Raw genomic sequence first — 22,617 nt, 5'->3', positions numbered from 1 at the left:
GGGCTTCGGCTTGGTGCCGCGACACGGGATGCGGTAGCCTGGGTCGAGCCAACGGCATGTTCCTCCGCGACCTCCACATCCAGAATCTCAAGCTGCTCCGCGACTTTCGGCTTTCGTTCGAGGACGTCGCGGGTGAGCCGCGCATGTGGACCGTGCTCATTGGCGAGAACGGCACGGCCAAGAGCTCCATCCTGCAAGCCATCGCGATGGCCTCGGCCGGGCGGCTGTTGGTCAACTCGCTCGCCAAGCCGGTCATTGGACAGCTCTACGACCGGCGCCGACTCGAGGACGACTCGGACGAGCCGATGAGGATCACCGCGCGCTTCGCGGCTCAACCATCCTCTGACCTGGCCGCTCGGTCGCTCGAGGCTCAGGTCACGCTGCAGCGGAACCAGGCGACGTTGAGGGTCGATCATCCTGCGGGCAACGTCACGGTCGACGATCTCGACGAGCACCGGGCTTCGAACACGGGAGACCTCTTCGTTGCCGCCTACGGTGTGTCCCGCTTCCTGCCGGCCCCCACGTACTCGTCATCCCTTCAGCAGCCTGCCATCGAGCGCATGGAGTCTCTCTTCCAGCCTCGCGCGGCGCTTCACTCGCTGGCGTTCGCGGAGCTGTTCCCGGCTGGCCCGGATGCCTCGTTCGCCAAGGTTCTCCGCGATGCCCTCCAAGCGCACGAGGCGCTGGCGCCGATGATCTCTGGAATCGAGCTCCGCGGGTCAGGCGGCGTCAAGAGCGGGCATGACCTGTTGGAGCGCGACCGCTTCGAGTGTCGGCTGGGAGCCAACGCGTACAAGCTACCGGCGACGGCACTCTCCCATGGCTATCAGTCCATCCTGGCCTGGATCTCCGACTTCATTGGGCACGCCATGCTGGTGAACCCCGAGCTGCGCAGCACACGGGACATCCATGGAGTGGCCCTCATCGACGAGATTGACGCCTTCCTCCACCCTGTGTGGCAGGCGGGCTTGGTCGACGCTCTGCGCGCCGTGTTCCCCAACGTCCAGTTCGTCGTGAGCACTCACTCGCCCGTCATCCTGGCAGGTGTGCGCCGCGAGGAGATTGTCCGTCTTGGCCACGACCGGATCTCCGGGGACGTAGTCCGCATGGTCCACGAGCGGGAGAGCGGCTTGCTACAGCCTCTCGGTCCGGATGAACCGGTGGACCTGAGCGGTGAGCCCGACCCGCGGACGCTCACGGGCACCGCCATCTACCGCGACTGGTTCGGCGTGGACCGCCTGACCCTGCACCCGCAAGGCGAGACGCTTCAAGAATACTCACGCATCGCGACAGACCCTTTCCGGACAGATGCGGAGGAGACGCAGCTCGGGCGTTTGAAGGCAGTGCTCGCCCAGGGCGGCATCCAGGTCGAGACCGAGCCCTCCGAGCGGCTTGCGCTACCCGGCGCAGCGGATGCTGCTGGCGAATGATCCCCGTCCGCTTCTCGAGCGAGCCAGCCGCGCTCGCCACGGTACGCACGAGGAAGCTCCAGAAGGCAATTGACGCGCACGCGCGCGGCGATACGGTCGCTGTCCGCGCGCTCCTCGACGGCTACGATGCGTCTGGCGTCAAGGCGCAGCTCTTCGTGGACCAGAACAAGCGCTGCGCCTACTGCGAGCGCCCATGTGGCTTCGCGTCGCTGCCCATCGAGCACTTCCGGCCGAAAAAGCTCCGGCTGCGCGAGGACCGCAGCGTGGACGATGAGCGCTACTGGTGGCTGACATGGACCTGGGAGAACCTCGTGTTCGCGTGCGGCACGTGCAACGGTTCGTCCTTCAAGGGCAACCACTTTGCGCTCGAAGACGAGTCCTGCGCGCTGACCCCGCCGGGCTCGATGCTGGACTATGAGGCGTCCGTCGGCCGCCTGGGTGACGAGACCGCGAAGCTCCTCGACCCGCGGCGAGACGATCCCCACCGGCACCTACGCTGGGCGCCCGTGGACCGCAGCATCGCGCCGGCGTTGTGGTCCTGGACGCTGGTCCCCTTGACGCCCCGGGGGGCGTATACGGCGCGCATCGTCGATGTGGGCGGCACGGTGGACGAGGTGACCAACGAGTGGGTCGGGGTCTGGCGCGACGCACAACCATTCTTGGCGGTGGCTCAGGGGGCCGGTCCCGCAACGACCACCGAGTGGGACGACCTCTGCGCGCACGTGCTCCGCCGGGGTGTGGCATTCCCCTTCGCTCGGTGGTGGATGCTCAACGAGCTGCGCGCCATGCCGGCGGTCGCTGCGTTCGTGGCGCAGTTCGCGTCGCCCGTGCCCCCGTCCGCGCCAGCGGTGTGACGCAAGTCGGCCAGTCACCGGCTGTGGCCGACTGCATCCTATCCAGCATCCGTCTCCAGCGCGCGCAGCAGCGCCTCGTACGTGCCGCGACGGTCTGGGCGCGCACGTCGTGCGGCCGCTCGCACGGCAGGGATGGCGCTGGGGCCCCAGCCGCGCAGGGCCTCGTGCGCGCCCCGTGCGATGCGTGCGTCCGCATGCGTGCAGTGCTCCAGCAGGGCGGGCAGGGCCGGCTCGTGGCGCGCGTGTCCGAGGCTCTTCAGCAGCTGCACGACGACGTCGTGTCGGGTCTCCACGGCGAGGGCGTCCAGCGTCACGGGCAAGGTCACGCTGCGTGGCGCCACCTTCTTCAGGGCGCGCAACGCGGTGCTGCGGACGTGCGCTCGGTCGTTCAGCGCCAGCGCAGAGAGAGGGCCGATGGCCGCGTCGCCGTGTCCAGCAAGCGCGTGGATGGCACGCACGGCGAGCCCCTTCTTCACATCACGCTGCCCGATGAGCGCGGCCAGGCCCGTCGCGTCCAACCCCAAGAGCGGGTCGTCCGAGCCACGCCCCGTGCCAGCGTCGATGTGGGACGAGATGCTGGTGCGGGGATGGAGCCGCGCCGCGTCGTCGGACGACCGCGGCTCGAGCCACTCCCGGAAATGGCGCAGCGCCACCGAGCTGCTAGGCGCGAGGCAGCGCACGAGTCGGTAGTCGCCGCGCTCGGCCGCGTCGCGCGCGTGCGGGAGCAAGAGGTCCTCTGGGGTCGATGCGAGCTGCTCCGTGAGCCCTTGATCGCCATCCAACCAGCGGCGCACCCACGTCGACACGAACGCGCGCTGCTGCCACGGGGGACAGTGCGGGAACAGCGTCGCCGCGGCCCGTCGAGCGGTCGCGCCCTCTGGCCACGCCATGAGCACGGTGGCGAGCGGTGCACGCTGCGCGTGGCTCACCCGGATGCGTCCCGCCAGGTAGGCCGAGAGCACCGCGGGCCAAGCGTCGGTCGCGTCGGGCCACGCGAGGATTCGGCTCGCCGCGAGGGTCTGCGCCTGCGGGTCCTCCTCGGCCAGGGTGCGCAGCAGCGCGGCGAGCGCGCGGGCGTCCTTGGGCTCCGCTGCCTCACGGCGTGGCGCTTGCTCGGGTCCAACGAACACGTCCAGCGGGCGCCGCACGAGCGCCGCTTCCAGCCATCGCGCCTGCTCTTCGTGTGGCCAGCGGAAGAACGCCTCGACCTCCTCGCGCAGCGCCCGGAGCGCGTCGGACTCGCTGGCCGTCCGCGCGGGCAGCTGGAGCGCCTCGGCGAGCAGCGCCGCAGACTCGCCCGCGTAGTCGGGCCCGCAGCGCGCTGCGTCGAGGCAGCGCACGACGTCGCTGTTGTCCCGCACCGCCCCCAGCTTGGCCAAGAGCCCAAAGCGGCGACGTCCGCTCACGCCGTCCCCCATGGGCGCGGTGCGCAGGAGCATGACCGCGCGGGCACGCAGCAGGGTGTCCCCCGAGGGCACGATGCAACGCTCGACGAACGCGACCAACGCGCGCGGGGGAACATGCTCTGCGCGCACCTCGGCCAAGGCCATCAGCGCACCGAAGTGCTCGTGCTGTGGTCCGTGCGCGGCGTCGAGCACCAGCTCGAGCGCGTGTGGGTGCGCGCTGACCACACCAGGGTCGGCCATCATCCACGTCACCCAGTCCGCCAAGCCGTGGCGCACCACTGGAAGCGCCGCCACCAGCTGCTCGGACGAGCGCCCGAGCAGCTCCCGCGCCGCGTCGGCCGAGAAGCCCTCCACCCGCAGGCGGCGCGCTGGGTCCGTGGTCCGATGCTCACGTGCTCCCCGCGCGCGATGCAGCGCAGCCGCGAACGACGTGGCGTCCGCGTCGGCCAGCGCCACCTCGCCTGCCAGACATGCCTCGACGAGCGCTCGATCGCACGGACGTGTCGACCGGGACAGGCGCAGCGCGGCGCTCATGGGCAGCACGCCCGAAAGCGCGTCGTGCAGGAGCGCGGTGCGCCGTGGGTCGCTCACGCTTGTCACTTCGGCCGCGCCGTGTTCCCCGTCGTCGGCCTCGCCTGGCGAGGCCAGCGCCTCCACCAGCACGGCCGCGTGCGCTGTGCCGGCCGCGTGTGCCAACGCTGCGGAGAGGTCGGCTCGAAACGCGCGGTTGTCGTGCCGCCCGAGCCAGGCCAAGAGCGGCGCCACGGCCCGCGGGCCACCGACCTGTGCCAGCGCGCGGGCCGCCTCTTTCTTCACCATCATCTCGGGCCGCTCCAGCGCGGCGAGCGCCATGGGCTCGGCCCACGTGGCGCGCAACGTCCCGATGGCCTGTAGGGCCTGCACCACGATGCGTGCCTCGGCGTTGGTGCTCAGCAGACACAGCGACAGCTCGAGTCCTCGCGCGCCCTCGCCCGCGCTCAGGATGGCCGCGATCGCCGCGCGCTGCACCTCGCGCGAACGGTGCCGCCACAGCGGCTCGATGCGTCGCAGCGTCATCCCCGTGGGCTCGTGGCGCGCGATGATCTCGAGCAGGGCCACGCACACGGCGGGCGCGGGGGCCTCGTCCAGCCAGTCGAGCGCCACGCGCAGCACCAGGTCGCGTCCGGTCTCCGGCCCATCTTCGTGGTACCGCCGAAGCGTCCGGCCAGCGTCCACCATGCGTCGACCAAAGCGATACAGCTGCTGCTCGAGCTCGGGCAGCGTCTGCCGTTTCACGGTGAAGTCGCCTTCGAGCGCGAGCTGCACGCAGCGCTCCACCTGTTGGCGGAACAGCGCGACGACGCGCGGCAGGTGCGGGTACTCGCCACACTCACACAGCAAGTTGAAGACCTCGACGGCGAGCACCGGGTCACCGGTGGGCGGGTCCCAATCCACCTCGGTGAGTACGACCGCGACCCTCGAGTCTTGCGGCTCGCGTCGCGCGGGGAGAAACAAGCCCGCCGCGCGCGGCCCCAGCACCGTGGTCATGTCGCGCAGCAAGCGGTCGCGGTCGGTGGACAGGGCCCACGCGACCCGTGTCGCCTGCACCCGCGTGGCGGTCGGGGCAGCGGGGTCCAGGGCGAGGCCCAGCACGCGCTCGTAGGTCTCCGGTCCGCCCTTCAGCTCCAGCACGCGTAGCACGGGCTCGGGGTGCTCATCGAGCAAGCGCAGCAGGGGGAGCTCTGCGCTGTACTCCGGGCTGCACGACGCGGCGTGGATGAGCGCCACCGCGTTCGAGGGGGACCTCACCTCGCCCAGCAAGCGCTCGAGGAGCTGGTGCGCGCCCGTGCCCACGCTGCTCCCGAGGACCGCCGCGCGCCGGCGCCAGCGCGGGTCGTCCGCCGGGAGCTGCGAGAGGCGCTCCACCAGCGTCGCCCTCGCGATGTAGGTGACGCGCACCAGCTCCTCCGCCGTCCACGCGTGGTGGGCGTCGAAGCAGCGCAGCACCGCGTCCACATGGGAGTCCCGCACGAACACGCCGCGCCGGTGCGTGGCCAGCAAGAAGTGGCGCACCGCAGGGCCGAACAGGAGCGGGTCGGACTCGCCGAGCGCGAGCGCGAGGTCCACATCCGAGTCCTCCGCGATCTCACCAAGGGCCTCGAGCGCTTCGCTTCTCAACGCGTGGCCGGGATCCTGGAGCAGCGTTCGCAGCGCATCGGTCGCCTCACGGCAGGCGCCGATCGTCGTGCTCGCGCGCAATGCCGCCCGAGCAACGCCGGCGTCCGTGTCCGCGAGCGCGGTGGTGATGGCGCGGCGCCGCTCGCGCGCGTCCTGGAACGTCCCACCATGGACCCAGCTCGCGCCGAGCAGCGCGACAGCCGCCTCCCGCACGTGCGGCTCCGGATCCGCGGCGAGTCGCGTCGTCCACCGCAGCGCTTGGACAGGCGTGGCCGCGAGGCTGTGCACCGCGCTGGGCAGCATGCCGAGCCCGAGCGCGCGTAGCTGCCCGCAGCGTGCGCCCAGCAGGCGCTCCAGGACGAGCGTAGGCGCCACCCACGCATCCAAGGACCAACCTGTCACCGCCCGCCGCAGCTGCTCGTCGCCGATCTCAGCGAGGGTCTCGGTGGAGCCGCTCGCGAGCCCCGCCCGGTGCCACGCGACCTGCAGGTGCGGCGCGAGCGCGCTCACGTCATCCGGCAGGGTGGGCTCGTACGGCGCCAGCTCGAGGGCGAGCTCGGCCAGCGCCAGGCTCACCTCTGCCGGGAGGCCCTCTACGTGACGGGGCAGGGCGGCCGCCGAGGCGCGCAGCGCGTCCCGGTCTCCGCATGTCGGCAGCGCGGCGCACAGCGACTGCACCCGCTGCACGCCCGTCGCCATGTCCCAACGACGCAGGTCTCGCAGGGCCTCGGCGTTCACGGTCACGCGGTCCATCCTACGGCCGTGCTCCGGACCGTCCAGCGCCGAACGCGCACCGCCCCGCAGACGAGCTCCGCGGACCCCCTACACCCACCACCGGCCCAGCACCGTCGCCCACAGCTCGTCCCAGCTCTCGAACAACACAGGCCGGATGCCCGCCGGCCCCGTCATCAGGTGACGCGCCTTGGGGTCGGGCCCGTCCACGCGCTGGGTGAGCACGAACGTGCGCGGCCGGTCGGACACGCGCACGCGGCACAAGTTGCGCATGCGCTGGTGGAGGGCCCACCACAGGTCCGTCTCGGCGCGGTCCAGGCTGGTGCCCACGAACACCAGGTCGCTCTGCAGGAACAGGTCCAGCGACGAGAGGGGCGCGCGGCCGGGGTCGAAGGGCTCGATGGCGCGGCGGGCCTCGATCCAGCGCGTGGCGTCGGCGGGTGTCCAGCGGCCCACGCCGGGCGCTCCGGGCCAGCGCCGCTCGGCCGACTTGGCTTGGTCCCACAGCACGCCCAGGCGCGTCATGCTTTGGCCGTACGCGCGCGTGCCCAGCACGATCTGCCGCGGTCGGGACGCGCACCCGTGCAGCTGCCACACGCGCCCGGCGCGCTCGCCCTTGGTCCACGTGGCGCTCGGGATGCTGAGCGCGTCCTTGGCGGCGCTCTTCTTCGGCTCGCGCACGGTGGCCCCCGCGGCGCTCAGCGCCAGCTGCAGGGTGCGGTCGATGTTGAGGTTGATGACGTCGCGGTAGCCCTCGAGCAGCTTCTGGCCCAAGCCCGTCAGGTGCGTCTCGTCGAAGGGCAGCTCCGCCAGCCGCTCGGCCAGCACGTCCAGCGCGTCGTCCTCGGCGTCGTGCACCGCGCTCTGCACCCCGCTGCGCCGCGCCGCGCTGTCGCGCTTCTGCGTGGAGATGCGGATGACGAGGCTCTCCCACGTGGCGGCGGGGTCCTCGTGGCGCAGGACGGGGATCTCGTAGTCCTCGGCGATGCGGCTCAAGAGCCCGTTCCAGTCCGTGAACAAGCGCCACAGCGCGCCACTCGGGTCCTGCGTGGCCCCCGCCAGGTGCCCGCGCAGGTGGTGATGGAAGCCCGCCCCCATGATGAGCACCGTGCGCTTGTCGCCCGCCTCGAAGCGGCGCTCCAGGGTGTCGGCCAGCAGGTCGAAGGTCTCTGCGGTGCTCATGGTCCGCCCAGCGTACCCCACGTCGCGCCGAGCACGCGCCCTACTGCCAGGGGTCCATCACGTCGGGGGCGAACGCGCGTGCCGCAGCTGCGCTGCCCCGTGTCGCGGCTGTACTGTCTGGCGCGTCAGCGGTGCGCGTCGCGGCGCCGTGCGCGCCATCGACGCGGCTCGCCCTCTCCCGGGGGACCTCGCGGCGCTCGCTCACGCTGCGCTCGGGTCCGCTCCGTGTGTCGCGAGCCATGAGCGCGACCTCCACGCGGCTGGGCGTGTGCTCGGTCACGCTCACCGCGACCTCCTCGTAGCCGCCGAGGCTCAGCTGGTACACGGTGCGCGTGGACGCTCCAGGCACGGGCACGTGCAGCGGGGTGTTCCCGACCAACACACCGTCGCGCGCCACCATCGCCCCGGGCGGAGTGGAGTCCAAGAGCACGCGCGGCATGGGCGAGCGTGCTTCGCGGGACCCCGGCTCTGGCATCAGCTCCGCTCGCGCGCGGCTGGCTTCGTGCGTGGCGTCTCCAGGGGGCGTGTCTGCGTGCGGGGCGTCGGCGCTCCCGCGGGCGCCGCCAGGTGCGCCAGCCACGGCCGCCACCAACGCGCTCCCCGCGCCAGCAGGGACATCCCCGTACGCGACCCGCACGTGATGCCAGACGCGCGCCACCCTGGGCCACGCGTTGCGGCCGCCCGCGACACCGACGACCAGCGCACCCCCCAACGCGCAGGCGACCAGCACCAGCGTGAACACCACGAGGCGCAGGTGTCGCACGCGACGTGGTGCCGTCACGGGCGGCGGCAAGGCGTCGCGTCGGCCGTGTGTGCCAGGGTCGACCGGTGTCTCGCTCTCTCGCCCGGACTCGCATCCGACACGGCTCACGCGCGCGGCGCTGGACGCGTGGCTCTCGAGCCCACCGCTCTGCCGAGGCAGGGGCAGCGGTGTGCTGCGCGCGCTCGCTGGCCCCAGCGTCTCGATGGCTCGCTTCACGGCGTTCCGCTGTTGCACCAGGTCGTCCGCCAGCACGCGCTCCACCAGCCGCGTCACGTCGCGCGCGCTGGCCACGCCATCCACGTCGCGGGCCACTCGCTCGAGCGCGTCCGCGAACTCGTCGGCCGTCTGAAAACGCTCGTTGGGGTTGCGCGCCAGCGCCCGTCGCAGCAGCGCGTCGAACGGCGCCAGATCGCGGGCCCGGCTGGACGGCGGCGGGATGGGCTCGTCCAACAGCATCGCCAACGTCTCGCCCATGTTCTCGCCGCGGAACAGGCGGCAGCTCGTGAGCGCTTCCCACAGCACCACGCCCATCCCGAACAGGTCCGCGCGCTGGTCCGGGGCGCCGGCACCTGCCTGTTCGGGGGCCATGTACCCCAGCTTGCCCTTCGCCTGTCCAGCGTGCGTCTGCGTCAGCCGCAGCTCGGCCTTCGCCACGCCGAAGTCCGTCAGCCGGCACACCCCATCGACACCCACCAGGAGGTTGTGCGGGGAGACGTCGCGGTGCACCACGTTCAGGGGCCGCTCGTCGTCGTCCGTCAGGCGGTGCGCCGCGCTCAGGCCGGCGAGCGCGTCCAGCACCACGCGCACCACGACGTCCGTCGGCAGCCTGCGTCCCTGCCGTGCCTCCCGACGCACCAGCGTGCCCAGATGGTCGCCCTCCACGTAATCCATCACCAGGAAGTACCCCTCACTACCGCTGTCGTGGACGTCGAGCGTGGGCACCACGTTCGGGTGCCGGATGCGCGCCGCCAAGCGCGCCTCGTCCAGGAACATGGCGATGAACTCGCGCTCGTGCGCCAGGTGAGGGTGCAGCACCTTGATGGCCACCAAGCGCTCGAAGCCCGCCATGCCCAAGGCACGTCCGATGTACACGGACGCCATGCCACCGGCGGCCAACCGGGTGAGCACCTCGTAGCGTCCCACCGTGCGACCAAGCAAGCTGGGGCGTTCGCCGACGGGGTGCTCTTGCGGTTCGGTGACAGAGGGCATGGCGGGCTCGAGAGAGGTCCGGGGGGACGGCGACACCCTAGGGGACGGCCGCACTCGCTGGACTTACGTGTCGCTTAATCTGCGCCGCGGTCCCGGAGGCCTCCCCACGTGCTCCGGGGCGGCCCACGCCGCTGCCTCCTTTGACCCCTCTGAGTGTGCTCCACGCGCACACACCTCGACCGATCCCCACGCCAGCCCCGCGCCACACTTACGATGCGCTTAATCGGCCCATAATCATGAGCGAATCGCGATTCATGCTTTACAACCGATCCACGCACTCGGTCAGCACGCGCACATCGCGAGAGATGCCCGCCGAGTCGTCAGGAGAGCTGGATGACTACTAGGAAGTTTGGTTGGTTCGAGAACTTGAGAGCCCTGCCGCTGGGCGCCGCCGCGTTGATGGCGTCGCTGTCACCCGGTTGCGGCTCCGACACGTCCTGCGGCGACGGCACGACACTGGTCAACGGCGTGTGCGTCGCCTCCGACACCGCGCCGGTCTTCTCGGCCATCACCGTCACGCACCTGGGCGTCCCCTACGACACGTCCCACCCGGTGTTCCTGGGACACCGCCTGCCCATCCAGCTCGCGCTGCGCGCCGACTCGGAGCAGGAGCTGCAGGAGCCGCGCTCGGTGGCCGTGAACGTCAGCCTCATCGAGCACTTCGACGGCAACGCCCCCAGCGACGAGGAGCTGGCCGCGCTCGCTCAGTGCGACGTGGCCACGCTGCACTACGACCTCGTGGGCGGTGGCCGCGACGAGTTCTTCGAGCCCATCCTCGAGCTCCCGGAGGAGTGTCTGCGCGATGGCCGCACCTCCGTGGACTACGACATCATGGTCCTCGTCGACGTCGACGAGAGCACGATGGACGAGGATGCCCGGCGCTTCTACGCGTTCACCGAGGCCGAGCACTACGACGGTCAGAACCCCGAGTGCCGCAGCTCGCTCGAGGACGGCGCGCAGCCCGACGGTTGTGTGCACACCCTGCGCGTGCAGCCCTCGCCCGGTACGGACATCGAAGAGCGGGTGACGCCGGATGGCAACATCGCGCTCTTCTGGGAGCCCAGTGAGGGCACCGACGAGGAGCAGCGCGCCATGCTCACCGTCGAGATCGACCGCCGCGCGTTCGGGCACGACCCCTACGACGTGATGGACCCGGACACGGGCGAGATCGGCGACCGCGATCTGGTGGGCGGCGTCCTCACGCAGCGGGTGCGCATCGCGCCCGCCGGCGGCCCCTTCGCGGGCGACTTCGTGGACCTCGAGGTGGACAACGAGCAGGGCGAGACCCTCTCGAACCCCACGTGGCGCCGCCTGACCGCCAACTCCGACAACGACTACTCGTTCGAGCTGTTCCCCACCGAGGAGGTGCGTACGCTCATCGAGACCGGCGACTGGCGCACGGAAGAGGAGTTCGTGATCGAGGTGTGCCTCGACCCGGACTTCGAGGAGGAGGGTGAGATCGGCGGCACGGGCATCCAGGCCGACCCGGGCGCCGACGTCCTCGCCGCGAACAACTGCGACCGCTTCAACGTCCTCGGCGTGCGCGCTCGCCCCCCCGCGGCGGCCGCCAACGAGCTGAGCGCCAACACGTCGCTCTCGCGCAACATCGGCAACAACGTGGTGGGCGTGAACATCGGCTTCGAGTCCACGAACCAGGCCCGCATCGGCTCCGCGTCGTCGCACACGGAGGGCCACGCCGACCTCGCCTCCGACCGCTTCCCGCGCATCCGCCTCGGCCAGGCCAAGGCCAGCGCCGCGGTCAACCTGCAGGACCCGGCCAGCAGCGGCCTCGAGATGTCGCTCGACGTCTTCGGCTCGCGCGTGGAGTCCTTCTCGCGCAGCGTGCCCGACAGCGCCGAGCTGTACGCGCAGGACTGGAGCTACACGCAGCGCCGCTGCGTGAGCACGCGCTTCCAGATCGGCCCCGTGCCCCTCTCGGTCGAGGGCTGCGCGCAGGGCTCCGTGGGCTTCGAGTTCAGCGTCGGCGCCGCCTACGGGGACGCCGTCGAAGGGGGCCGCGTGTTCCCGGACGCGGACGCCGAGGGCCAGATCATCGCCTCCGCGCGCCCGTACTTCAGCGTGGGCGCGTCCATCAGCGTCGCCGTGAACCTCGGCATCGCTCGCGCGGGCGTCGAGGGCTCGCTCACCCTCTTCGACTACTCGCTGCCCGCCACGGGGGCCCTCAACGTGGGCTTCACGCTGCAGGACCCGAACTTCGGCGACACCCCCTCGGCCACGGCGCGCCTCAACCTCCACGTGGACCAGGACCTGCGCGGCCCCAACGGGCGCATCTCCCTGTTCGCCGACCTGCGCGGCATCCGCATCTGCCGTCGCGGGTGGTTCCGCTACCCCTGCGGGCTCACCTGGAACCGCGTGGCCACTGTCTCGCTGTTCACCTTCGGCGCCGCCCGAGACACGCGTGTGGTGTACGACTTCACCGCGCCCGACCTCGTCCTCAACTGACGCCTGCGCCGCGCGGGGCCTGCTCTCGAGTGGGTCCCGCAGCGGCCGCAGATGTCGCATGCTGTCCCTCTGAACCGTCCATCAGGTGAATCGGATGTCGCGCAAAGGTCTCCTCGCTCTCTCAGTCGTCGCGCTCGCCGCGGCCTCCGTTTTCACGCTGCGCTCCCGCGGCGCCACGGTCACGCCGGGTGAAGTCGCCGAACAGGCGCCGCGCATGCGCTGCGCCTTCGAGGTGGGCGAGACCCGCGCCTTCCGCATCGCGATGGACTCGCGCGACGGCGATGGAAGCACGAGCCCCCTCGGCGCGTCGCTCTTCCTACGCACCCTCACGGAACCGCGAGGCCTCAGCCGCGCCGCCACGGTGGCGGGGCTGATGGTCCCCGACGACGCGGCGGACGCGTCCGAGGGCTTGGACGAGCCCTTTCTCATCCGCATGAACACCAAGTGTCGCTTCGAGGCGTTCGCGTTCCGCGAGTCCGTAGACGGCGCGACGGCGGCCTCCATCGAGGGCACCGTGCGCATGTTCGAGGTGGTCGGCGGCGACACCCACGACGCCACCTGGGAGGCGTCGCAGCACGACCTGAACGGCGAGTTCTTCGCCGCCTACGAGCGCACCGCGTACGAGGGCCAAGAGCTCTCCTTCACGCGCCGCGCCGAGACCTACAGCGAAGGCTCGGTCGACGCGACCATGATCCGCATGCTCGAGAACCACGCGAGCGGCACCTTCGACGGCACGTGGGGCTTCGTCAGCGCCCTCAGCGGTCGGGTGCGGCACCGCGTGCGCATGGGCGCGCGCCCCATCGAGCTCACCATCGACTTCTCGCTCGAGCGCACCGACGCCGACGCGCCGGCAGGCCTGCCGCACCCCGGTGACACGGCCCTCTTCGCCTTCCGTGAGCAGCGCGAGGGCGCGCCCGTGCACCGCGAGCCCGAGGTCATCGGTGGCATGCACCGCGACGAGATCGTGGCGCTTGACGCGGAGGCCGTCATGACCCAGGCCCTCGCGCTGTGGAACGCGTCCACCAACCCGGCGCACGAGGAGGCCTACCAGTTCCTGCTGGCCTGGATCCGCGGGCACGAGGGAGGCGCCGACGCGCTGGTCGCTGCCATCCGTGAGGGCGAGCTGGACCCTGCGCTGCACGCCATGGCGTTCCTCGTGTTGGGCACGGCCGACACGCCCGCGTCGCGTCAGGCGCTCGCCCTCGCCATGACGGAACAGGACCTCAGCCCCATGAACCGGCGCCGCGCTGCGTTCTCGCTGGGCACCAACACCACGCCCACGCTCGAGTCGTTCGAGTCCATGCGCGTCGCCGCCGAGGCCAACGCGCGCTCGACCGACGACGAGGGGGTGCGCGGCGTCATCATGCGCTCCATGGGGCCGTTCGCGGGCGACGAGGCCCCGGAAGAGGTGCGCACCGAGGCCCGGGCGTACATCCGCGAGCTGGCGTCCGCCTCCGACCCGGCGCGACGCCTGGCGGGCATCGACGCCGCCGGCAACGCGGGCACGGATGTGTTGCTGGATGCCATCGAGGGCGGCTTCACGGACGCGGACGAGACGGTGCGCGCCAGCGCCTACCACGCGCTACGCGGTATGCGCCGCGACCTGGTGCAGCCCGTGGTGGCCGACGCGCTCACCCGCGAGACCAGCGACGTCGTGCGCCGCTCGCTCGTGGAGGCCGCCTACACCAACGCGCAGCAGAGCTCGCGCCCAGTGGTCTCACCCGAGCTCGCCACGGCTACGGCGGCGACCTTGAGCAACATCGCCGACCCGGGCGCCCGCGCGGCGGCCATCCACCTGGTGGGCATCGCGGCGGAGACGCAACCCGAGGCGCGTGCGGCGCTCGCGGCGTGGCTGGCGAACGAGCCCACGCCCGAGAACCTGCAGATCCTCGGGCGCTACGTCTCCGTGGACGAAGCCCGCGCGGCGCTCGCGCAGCGGGAGCCCTGAGCGCGCGTGCGCTTCGGGAGGTCGCGCCCGTGGCCCAGCGCCCCAAGCTGGGTCCTCGCGTGCCTGGGCGTGACCACGCTCGCGACGTGGTCGCCCGGGTGTGGGGGTTCACCCTCGCTCGGAGGAGCGGTCGCGTGCGCTGAAGACAGCTTCTTGCCCGTCACGGGCGCGACCCCGCTGGGTACGCGCAGCCTCGCCCCCCGCGAACCTGCGGACGCGTTCCGAGTGCTCGAGCCGGGCTACGTGCAGGTGCAGCTCGAGCCCGTCGACGCGTGCGTCCAGGTGGTTCACGCCACGGACGAGTTCGACGCCGAGCTCATCACGCTCGACGGTGCGCGTACATTCTGCCGCGACTGCCCCGAGCGCACCGCGCTGCTCCGCGGCGGTGGGCTGTTGGGCATCCCGACCGACGCTGGCGAGCTCGGCGCGTTCGTGGACGCGCAGCTGGGGCTGCGCTCGTGCGCCACGCTCGGGCCCGCGCCGGACGAGCCAGGACGCGTGGAGGCTCGGCTCTCGCACTGGCCGCTTGGGGACCTGGGCGTGCCTCCCACGGCGCGCGGCGTGTTGCGCGTGGATCTGTTGGTGCTCGGCGAGTCGTTCCTGGGGCGGGACGGGCGCACCGCGCTCGCCGCGGCGTGGGTGCAGCAGGCCGAGGCGCTGCTGACCGACGCTCGGCTGCGCTTGGACCTGCACGCGGTGTGCGTGTTGGACGCCGACGCCGCGGACGCCGCCGGGCTCACGGTCGAGGCGGGCGACGCGAGCGAGGCAGAGTCCGCTTTGGACTACGCGCGCGCTTCGTGCCCGGGCTTCGCGCCGAGCGCCGAGGACCCGCGCATCACGGTGATCTACGCTCCCTGCCTGCGCTTCCACGACCCGCTGTTTGCCACCACCTCCACGCTCGACGGCTACACCACGCATGTTCCGGGGGGCTTTGCGCCAGCCGGCGTGGCCGACGCCGTGCTCCTCGGCGGGGGGTGTGAGCTGCCGCGCGGGCTCGACGCCGACGGCCTGCCGCTGGGCCTGGCCCGCGACCTCGCGCACGAGCTGGGGCACTACCTGGGGCTCTTCCACAGCGTGGAGGCCGACGGAGAGACGGTGGACACGCTCGACGACACCGATGGTGCGGACCTCATGAACGCGCGCCCCAGCCTCGCCTCGGCGCGCGGTCTCTCGCCCACGCAGGTGCGTGTCGTGCGCGCCCACCCAGCGGTCCGCTGGCCGCGCGCGGGGCAAGAAGCCTGCGCCGACCCGCACTGAGGGGGCCGTCCCGTCGGCGCCCGTCTCGTCCGCGCGCGCTCTCCGCTCTTTACGGGCGCGCTCTCGGCTGATATTGAGTTGGTGTGTATTATACAATGCTGTGGCGGCTCTGCTGGGCCCTCATCGTCATGCTCGCGCTCGGCTGCGACGCACCCATCCGCGTGTCCCCGCCCGACTTGCCCCCGCCGGAGCCCCTTGCGTTGATGCCCGAGCCGGCGCCCCTCGACCTGCCCGTCGCGGCGGTGTTCTACGAGGACATCGCGTACGGGCCCGACACGCGCCACCGCCTCGACCTGCTGCTCCCAGCGGACCTCGCGCCCGGCGAGCGCGTGCCCCTCGTCCTCTACGCACACGGCGGAGGGTTCACGCACGGGGGCAAGCACACGGCCTACGTCGGAAGCGTGCCCAACGACATCCGTCGCTACCTGGCTGCGCGGGTGGCCTTCGGCGCCGTGAACTACCGGCTGCTCGCGCGCGCGGACCGCGACGGCGTGGCCAAGCCGATGCGAGACGTCGCGCGGGCCGTCCAGTTTCTGCGGGCCCACGCCGCGCAGCTCCAGCTGGACCCAGAGCGCTTCGCCATGCAGGGGGTGTCGGCGGGTGCGGGCACGGCGCTCTGGCTCGGCGCGCACGAGGACCTCGCCGACGCGTGGTCCGACGACCTCATCGCGCGCCAGAGCACCCGCCTCCGCGCGGTGGCGCTGAGCTCGACGCAGGCCACGTACGACGTGCTGGCCTGGGACCCCGTGGTCTTCCCCGACTGGAGCGTCGACGTGCTGCACCTGGCGGAGCTGGTGGGTGGTGAGGCCGTGGTGCGCTCGTTCTACGGTGTCGACGACCTGGCCGCGCTGGAGTCGGACGCGGTGATCGCGTACCGACACGACGTGGACATGCTCGCGTGGATCAGCGCGGACGACGCGCCGGTGTGGGTGGGCAACTACCAGGACCGCGCCTCGTACCCGCTCAGCTGGGACAGCCTGCTGCATCACGCGCACCACGCGCGCGCCGTGTACGACGCGGCCAACGCGGCCGGCCTCGAGGTCGTGGCATACGTGCCGGCGCTGGGGCTCTCGCCCGAGACGCCCGAGACGCGCGCGGAGTTCCTGCTGCGCCATCTGCTGGGGCAGGGCGCGCAGCCGTAGCGCGACCCTGCGCGACCCCACCGACCCGCTCCGTGACGCGCCTACGCGCGAGCGCCGCGGCCACCGCGCTTCTTCGGCTTCTTCGGCGCCTCGGTGGGCTGTTCCCGCGCGCGCCTCTCCGTCAGCGCCATCTCGCGATACGCCCGGAAGCGCCCCGTGGCGGCGGCGTTCCACTCCACCAGCGCCGCGTGCAGCTTCTTCCGAGACTCCTCCGAGTGCTGGATGGAGTGCTCCAGGAACGCGGTCAGCGTTCGCCGGTGCAGCGCGGCGTCTGCGTAGAACGCGTAGGCCAGCCCGTCGACCGTGCGCACGAGGTGCTCCACGGTGTTGAACAGGATGGTGATCGCGAAGTTCCCGGCGTGCTCCAGCATCTGCTGCGAGAAGCGCACGTCTGCGTCGCGTATGGCTTCGACCCCCTCGGCCGTCATGACCTCCGAGAAGCCCACCGCCAGCTCGGGCGTGGGGGGCGGCATGAGGTCCACCAACGCCATGGAGATGGCCACGCGGATGGTGAGCACCTGGTCCAGCAGGTCCGTAGCGCGCGTCGGCTGGTCCCACAGCGCGTCGAACCAGTCCGAGAGCAGGTTGATGTTGCCGTTGGCCTTGGGGTCCAGCACCAGCAGCCCGCTGCCCTGACGGGCGCGGATGAGCCCCTGCGCCTCGAGCCGCGCGATGGTGCGCTGGATGGTGGGGATGGTGGTGCCGAACTCGATCGCCAGCTGCCGCACCGTGGGGAGCCGCGTCCCGGGCTCGTACTCCCCGCGCAGGATGCGGCGCAGCAGGGTGCGTTCGATGTCGCTGGCAACGGTCATGGGGACGCCGAGCGGACGGTCTGACACGGTTCTCCGAAAATGCTCACGCATAGTTGTATTATATAATTTGTCTTATACAATGTCGTGACCGAGCGGCCACGGGGTGTGGTCCGCGCCCGAGGAAAGAGTCATGACGGAACCATCTCGCAACCCCCTCTCGTGCTGGGGTCTCTCGCACGTCCCCCTCCTCGTCCTGGTCTTCGGCGCGCCGTTCTTGGGCGGCTGCGACACACAAGGGTGCGCTGCAGGCTGCGTGGCGGACTGCCTGTCCGACTGCGGGCGCGACTGCTCGGGCTGCGACGACTGCGCGTGCGGCGACGCGTGCGCGTTCGGCCCCATCCCGGGCGGCTTCCCCTCGGGCCAGGACCCCCGCGGCGACCGGCGCATCCCCAACGCCACCCAGGTGCGGCTCACGCCCGACGGGCTGCGCTTCCTGGAGAGCCAGCTGAACGCCGTCGCGCAGTCCACCCCCATCCCCATCGAGGCCGGCCTCGCCGGCGGCGGCGCCATCGGCACGGACGTGGACATCCTGCTGTGCGCGGAGCGCGTGGGGACGTTCACCGCGCCCAACGCGTCGGTGGCCGAGTGTTTCGACGGGGACGACAAGACCACGGACGCCACGTACACGGCCGCGGCTTCGGGTCGGGGCATCCTCGGCGTGAGCTCGCCCTTCGGGACGACGCTGCTCACCACGTTCGGGGTGTACGACCTGACCGCGGGGCGCACCGTGTGCACCGGCGGGCACCTGGCGCCGAACGCGGGCTACTGCGACTTCCCCGTCGTGGCCGGGCATCGCTACCGGTTCCGGGTCATCCGCCAGGCGTGCGGCATCGAGGCGGCTTCCGCGCAGGTGTTCCTGCCTGCGGATCAAGGATGCGCGCTGCACGCAGACGTCGCGGGCACGCCCACCCTCGCCCCCGTGGACTCCTTCGTGGAGCTGAACGCGAGCGTCCGCGCGCAGTCGTTCGACGGCGCAGGCAACCGCGCCGCCATTCCCGTCATCGTCTATCAGCGCTTCGCGGGCATCGGGCTCGGCTTTCAGCGCTGCAGCATCGACGTGGACACGGGGCGCAGCGCGCCCGACGTGGTCAGCATGCGCGTCCAAGGCGGCGTGGTGCCCTCGGCCGAGCGACCAGGCTTCGGGCGCCTGGGGCTGGGGGCCTTCAACCTGGCCGAGAACAGCATCCAGGCCTCGGACCTCTCGAGCACCTGCAACTTCTTCGGGCTGTCGCTGCAGCAGGTCTACGACCTCGTCACCACCTTCACAGGCGACCCGGCCGAGGTGCTGACCGAGGCGGTGGACGAGGCGCGCGACGACATCAGCCGCCTGTGCCAGCAGGCGGTGTTCAACCCCTCGACGGGTGCGCAGGACCTGTGCCCGGGCACCAGCGTGCCCATCTCGCGCACGGTCGAGCGCCAGGGTGAGATGGTGCTGTTGACCGAGTGCTACGGGTTCGACGACACCAACGGCAACGGCACGCGCGAGTTCTTCGAGCCCATCGACGCCGACTGCCTGCCGCAGATCCTCGGCAGCGAAGCGCGCGTGGACCTGAGCGACGCGCTGGGCGCCATCACGCCCGGGCTGCGCGCCGCGGTGGACCTGCTGTTCGCAGTGTCCGACGACGCGCACGCCGCGAACCAGGGCTACAGCGTGCCGCTCTACGGCGGCTTCGACAGCCTGGACGCGGCGCGCTGCACGCCGACGCTCAGCGACACGCAGCTGAGCGCGCTGGGGCTGAGCGAGCCGCCCATGGACATCGACATGGCCGCGGCCTTCGAGGGGGGGGCCGACACGAACCACCTCCAGGCCGGGCTCAGCGAGCGCGTCATGAACTGGGGCCTGTACCAGCTGTGGCGCTCGGGCGCGCTGTGCATCGAGGCCACCACGCGGCTCGACCAGCTGCTCAGCACGGGCTTGTTCTCGCTGTTCGTCCGCTCGCTGGACGACCTCAGCTTCCCGGCCAAGGAGGTGGCGCTGGGCATCACGCTGCGGCCCGCGCTGCCGCCTCGCATCGTGCTGGGCGAAGACACCCACCAGGGGCCACTCATGACGTTGCAGCTTCCGGAGCTGGCAGTGGACTTCTACGTGTTCACGAACGAGCGGTACGCGCGCTTCATGACGTTCACCGCCAACGTGGACGTGGACCTCGACGTCGACATCGATGATGCTGGGCGCCTCACGCCAGTCATCGAGCGCGCCGAGCTGAGCGACACGCGACTCAGCAACCACGAGCTCGTGCGCGAGGACCCCGCCCTGGTGACGCACGCGGTCGAGGGGGTCGTGCCGCTCGCGCTCTCCATGGCTGCCGGGGCCGTTCCGACGCTCGACCCGAGCACACTGCTGTCCGCGGCGGGCTTCCCGATCGGCCTCGCGCCGCTGCGCCCCGGGGCGTTCCGCACGGTGGTGGACGTCGGTGACGGGGGCGAGCCGGAGCGCTTCCTCGGCCTGTTCGTGGACCTTGCGGCGGCCCCCGCCGCCATCGTCGAGAACGCCGACACACAGGTGGAGCTGCTGGAGGTGGCGCTCCCGGCCCCGGGCGAATTCGAGCTCGAGCGCTTCCCGGAGGCCGAAGGCGCCCGCGTGGAATTCGTGAGCCACGCGGAGGGCCCGGTGGGCACGCGCTACGAGTACCAGGCGCGCGTGGACGGGAGCACCTGGAGCGCGTGGAGCAGCAGCCCCTACGGCGTGCTCTCGGGTGGGACGCTGAGGCTCGAAGGACGCCACCAGCTCGAGGTGCGCGCGCGCGTGGTGGGCCTGCCTGCGTCGACGGACCTCACGCCCGCGCGTGTCTCGTTCCTGGTGGACGTGCGGCCGCCGAGCACCCAGCTCATCATGCAGGGGAGTCGGCGTGTGCTGCAGGTGTCCGACGCGGTCAGCCGAGCGGACACGCTGCTGTACCGGCTGCGCGCTGCGGGGGAGGCGGGCGCTTCGTGGTCCGACTGGGCCGTTGCACCCGGCCCCGAGTTCGAGCTGCCCGCACGCGACGGCGCGCTGGAGATCGAGGTGCGCGACGAGGCCGGCAACGTGGCGCGCGTGGGCGCTGCGCTGCGCGGCTTGCCCCCGCCGAGCGATCCCGGCGACGAGGGCTGCGGCAGCTGCGCCACGGGCGGGGCTCCCGTGCGCGGGGCACACGCGTTCCTGGTCGCGATGATCCTCCTGCTCCTGATGGGGCGCGGAGCGAGCGCGCGCCAGCGTTGGTGAACGATGCGCCGGGCGCGTGATGCGGCGGTGGCGTCGCGCGCCGTCGGCGCCTCTGACGATGCGTTGGTGTCGCGCGCGCTCGGCGCCCGTGACGTGGCGGTGGTGTCGCGCCGCCCTCAGCGACCGGATTTGGCCACCAGCCGGGCCGCCTCGACGATGCGCGCGCGCAGCCACGCATGGGCCGGGTCGCGGTCCACGCGCTCGTGCCAGAAGAGGTTCAGCGGGAAGCGGCGCACCGCGAGGGGAGGGGGCACCACGCGCACGCCGGCGTGCCGCGCGAAGGTGCGCACCAAGAGCGTGGGCGCCGTGAGCACCAGGTCGGACTCGGCCACCACCAAGGGCGCGGCGAGGAAGCTCTGCACCCGGAACGCGATGTGGCGCGACAGGCCGCGCTCGGCCAGCTGCTTGTCGACGATGCTCGGCCCGCTGCCCTGTGGGCTGATGAGCGCGTGGGGGAGCTCCACGTAGGTGGCGAGCGACAGGCGCTTGCCCACGCGCGGGTGGTCCTGTCGCACCAGGCAGGCGAAGCCGTCGTCGAACAGCCGCCGCTGCTTCACCGCGCCCACCTGCGCGAAGTCGGGGTAGATGGCCACGTCCACCTCGCCGCGCTCCAGCTGCACCCCCACCTCCGTGTCGCGCAGGCCGCGGACGTCGAGCGTGACGCGCGGAGCCTCTGCGACGAGGGTGCGCATGAGCGGGCCCCCGAGCACCGTGCCCACGTAGTCCGTGGTGGCCAGGGTGAAGGTGCGCGTGCTGGTGGCCGGGTCGAAGCGCGGGTCGTCCTCCAGCGTCTGGTCCAACGTGCGCAGCCCCTGGCGCAGCGGGCCCAGCAGCCCCAGCGCGCGCGGCGTGGGCTCGAGGCCGCGGCGCGTGCGCACGAAGAGGGGGTCGTCGAAGTGCTCGCGCAGGGCGCGCAGCCCGTGGCTCACCGCGGACACCGTCACCCCCAAGCGCTCCGCCGTGCGCGTGACGCTGCGCGTCTCGAGCAGCACGTCGAGCGTGACGAGCAGGTTGAGGTTGGTCTGGGCGAGGCGCGCGTGGTCCATGGGTAAGTTGAGCGTAGCTCAACTTCAGTTGAGAACACATCGATGGTCTCAACTCGGTCCGGACAGCAGATTGGAGTCCAACCCGAGACGCCGCAGGGCAGACCCCACGCGGCAAGGAGCAGAGCCCATGACCATCCTCATCAACACCCCCAACGGCAACATCGGACGTCCTCTCGCCGAGGCCCTGCTCGCGGCTGGCGAGTCCCTCGTCCTCATCCAGCGTGACGCCAGCAAGGTGGCCGACCTCGCCGCGCGCGGCGCCAAGGTGGTGGAGGGCAGCGTCGACGACCCGGTCACGCTGGCGCGCGCCTTCGAGGGCGTGGACGCGGTGTTCTGGCTCACGCCGCCCACCTACCGGCCGGACTTCCACGACTGGGCCGTGCAGACGGCCAAGGCGGCAGCCGCGGCGGCGCAGAAGCACGGCGTCTCCCGTGCGGTGGTGCTCTCGAGCGTGGGCGCACACAACGACGGCAACGGTCCCGTCAGCATCATGCGGCACGTGGAGGACGCGTTCCGCGCCGCGCTGCCCAACGTGCTGGCCCTGCGCCCCGCCTACTTCATGGAGAACTTCCTCGGCAACGTCGCGTCGTTCCGCGACGAGGGCGCTTGGTACATGCCCGTCGCGGGGGACAAGAAGATGCCGCTGGTCGCCACCCGCGACATCGCCGCGGTCGCCGCGGAGGAGCTGCGCGCGCCGTTCGTGGGGCACCGCTATCGGGGCGTGCACGGCCCGGCCGACGTGTCCATGAACGAGGTGGCCCAGGCCCTGACGGGCGTGCTGGAGAAGCCCGTGGCGTTCGTCTCGGTCCCGCTCGACGCGGCGCTCGGGGCGATGCGCGAGTCGGGCGCGCCGGACTTCGTGGTGGACCTGTTCCGCGGCCTGCTGGAGGGGCTGAGCAACGGCCGCATGGACCCCGCCGAGCCGCGGGACGCGTCGACGACCACGCCCACGAGCATCGCGACGTTCGCGCGCGAGGTGCTGCGCCCGGCGGTGGCCGGCTGACGCACGAGGCG

The 22,617-nt window shown here is 71.8% G+C and carries 13 protein-coding genes; 8 read left to right on the top strand and 5 right to left on the bottom strand.

The genetic code is table 11. The features are described 5' to 3' along the window. Nucleotides 1-56: 56 nt before the first annotated feature. Nucleotides 57-1,430, top strand: coding sequence for an AAA family ATPase (locus H6726_23130; GenBank protein ID MCB9660557.1), 1,374 nt, complete (start codon nt 57-59; stop codon nt 1,428-1,430). Beyond that, nucleotides 1,427-2,284 carry a hypothetical protein gene (locus H6726_23125; protein ID MCB9660556.1) on the top strand — a complete coding sequence of 286 codons (858 nt, stop codon included), beginning with the start codon at nt 1,427-1,429 and terminating at the stop codon, nt 2,282-2,284. Before H6726_23130 ends, H6726_23125 begins: the two co-directional genes overlap by 4 nt. A 38-nt stretch (nt 2,285-2,322) precedes the next feature. Here the strand turns inward: H6726_23125 and H6726_23120 are convergent, their stop codons facing one another. The 3 genes from H6726_23120 to H6726_23110 form a co-directional block, all read right to left on the bottom strand. After that, nucleotides 2,323-6,591: a HEAT repeat domain-containing protein gene (locus tag H6726_23120; protein ID MCB9660555.1), complete on the bottom strand. Its 4,269-nt coding sequence runs from the start codon at nt 6,589-6,591 to the stop codon at nt 2,323-2,325. A gap of 78 nt (nt 6,592-6,669) precedes the next feature. Beyond that, entirely contained in the window at nt 6,670-7,761 is a 1,092-nt protein-coding gene (locus H6726_23115) for an SIR2 family protein (protein MCB9660554.1), read from the bottom strand. A 40-nt stretch (nt 7,762-7,801) separates the two neighbouring features. Next, nucleotides 7,802-9,733, bottom strand: coding sequence for a serine/threonine protein kinase (locus tag H6726_23110; GenBank protein ID MCB9660553.1), 1,932 nt, complete (start codon nt 9,731-9,733; stop codon nt 7,802-7,804). 333 nt (nt 9,734-10,066) lie between these two features. On the opposite strand from H6726_23110, the gene H6726_23105 reads away from it, so the two are divergent. The 4 genes from H6726_23105 to H6726_23090 all read left to right on the top strand — a co-directional run bounded on the left by H6726_23105 (nt 10,067) and on the right by H6726_23090 (nt 16,543). Further along, nucleotides 10,067-12,196 (top strand): hypothetical protein, encoded by a 2,130-nt coding sequence (locus H6726_23105; protein MCB9660552.1) that lies wholly within the window; start codon nt 10,067-10,069, stop codon nt 12,194-12,196. Nucleotides 12,197-12,290: 94 nt separating this feature from the next. Further along, nucleotides 12,291-14,144, top strand: a complete 1,854-nt coding sequence (locus tag H6726_23100; GenBank protein MCB9660551.1) for a HEAT repeat domain-containing protein — start codon at nt 12,291-12,293, stop codon at nt 14,142-14,144. 69 nt (nt 14,145-14,213) lie between these two features. Next, the gene (locus H6726_23095) at nt 14,214-15,401 is read left to right on the top strand and encodes a hypothetical protein (protein ID MCB9660550.1); all 1,188 of its coding nucleotides are present in this window, start codon (nt 14,214-14,216) and stop codon (nt 15,399-15,401) included. A 95-nt stretch (nt 15,402-15,496) separates the two neighbouring features. Next, nucleotides 15,497-16,543: an alpha/beta hydrolase gene (locus tag H6726_23090; protein MCB9660549.1), complete on the top strand. Its 1,047-nt coding sequence runs from the start codon at nt 15,497-15,499 to the stop codon at nt 16,541-16,543. Nucleotides 16,544-16,584: 41 nt separating this feature from the next. Here H6726_23090 and H6726_23085 read toward each other — a convergent pair whose 3' ends face one another. After that, nucleotides 16,585-17,355, bottom strand: coding sequence for a GntR family transcriptional regulator (locus H6726_23085; GenBank protein ID MCB9660548.1), 771 nt, complete (start codon nt 17,353-17,355; stop codon nt 16,585-16,587). Between the two features lie 130 nt (nt 17,356-17,485). Between H6726_23085 and H6726_23080 the strand changes: the two genes are divergently transcribed. Beyond that, nucleotides 17,486-20,557 carry a hypothetical protein gene (locus tag H6726_23080; GenBank protein MCB9660547.1) on the top strand — a complete coding sequence of 1,024 codons (3,072 nt, stop codon included), beginning with the start codon at nt 17,486-17,488 and terminating at the stop codon, nt 20,555-20,557. Between the two features lie 116 nt (nt 20,558-20,673). On the opposite strand, the gene H6726_23075 is transcribed toward H6726_23080, so the two are convergent. Next, entirely contained in the window at nt 20,674-21,603 is a 930-nt protein-coding gene (locus tag H6726_23075; GenBank protein MCB9660546.1) for a LysR family transcriptional regulator, read from the bottom strand. A gap of 127 nt (nt 21,604-21,730) precedes the next feature. On the opposite strand from H6726_23075, the gene H6726_23070 reads away from it, so the two are divergent. After that, complete coding sequence (locus tag H6726_23070; protein MCB9660545.1) at nt 21,731-22,606, top strand: NAD(P)H-binding protein; 876 nt, start codon at nt 21,731-21,733, stop codon at nt 22,604-22,606. Nucleotides 22,607-22,617: the final 11 nt, after the last annotated feature.

It is taken from the genome of Sandaracinaceae bacterium (genome assembly GCA_020633055.1).
In the GTDB taxonomy this organism is placed as follows: Bacteria; Myxococcota_A; Polyangia; order Polyangiales; family Houyiibacteriaceae; genus JADJJE01.
This window is presented reverse-complemented; position numbering and strand designations above follow the sequence as displayed.

Coding starts and splice junctions, on each gene's coding strand:
- H6726_23130 (MCB9660557.1), top strand. CDS start 57: ATGTTCCTCCGCGACCTCCACATCCAGAATCTCAAGCTGCTCCGCGAC.
- H6726_23125 (MCB9660556.1), top strand. CDS start 1,427: ATGATCCCCGTCCGCTTCTCGAGCGAGCCAGCCGCGCTCGCCACGGTA.
- H6726_23115 (MCB9660554.1), bottom strand. CDS start 7,761: ATGAGCACCGCAGAGACCTTCGACCTGCTGGCCGACACCCTGGAGCGC.
- H6726_23110 (MCB9660553.1), bottom strand. CDS start 9,733: ATGCCCTCTGTCACCGAACCGCAAGAGCACCCCGTCGGCGAACGCCCC.
- H6726_23105 (MCB9660552.1), top strand. CDS start 10,067: ATGACTACTAGGAAGTTTGGTTGGTTCGAGAACTTGAGAGCCCTGCCG.
- H6726_23100 (MCB9660551.1), top strand. CDS start 12,291: ATGTCGCGCAAAGGTCTCCTCGCTCTCTCAGTCGTCGCGCTCGCCGCG.
- H6726_23090 (MCB9660549.1), top strand. CDS start 15,497: ATGCTGTGGCGGCTCTGCTGGGCCCTCATCGTCATGCTCGCGCTCGGC.
- H6726_23085 (MCB9660548.1), bottom strand. CDS start 17,355: ATGACCGTTGCCAGCGACATCGAACGCACCCTGCTGCGCCGCATCCTG.
- H6726_23080 (MCB9660547.1), top strand. CDS start 17,486: ATGACGGAACCATCTCGCAACCCCCTCTCGTGCTGGGGTCTCTCGCAC.
- H6726_23075 (MCB9660546.1), bottom strand. CDS start 21,603: ATGGACCACGCGCGCCTCGCCCAGACCAACCTCAACCTGCTCGTCACG.
- H6726_23070 (MCB9660545.1), top strand. CDS start 21,731: ATGACCATCCTCATCAACACCCCCAACGGCAACATCGGACGTCCTCTC.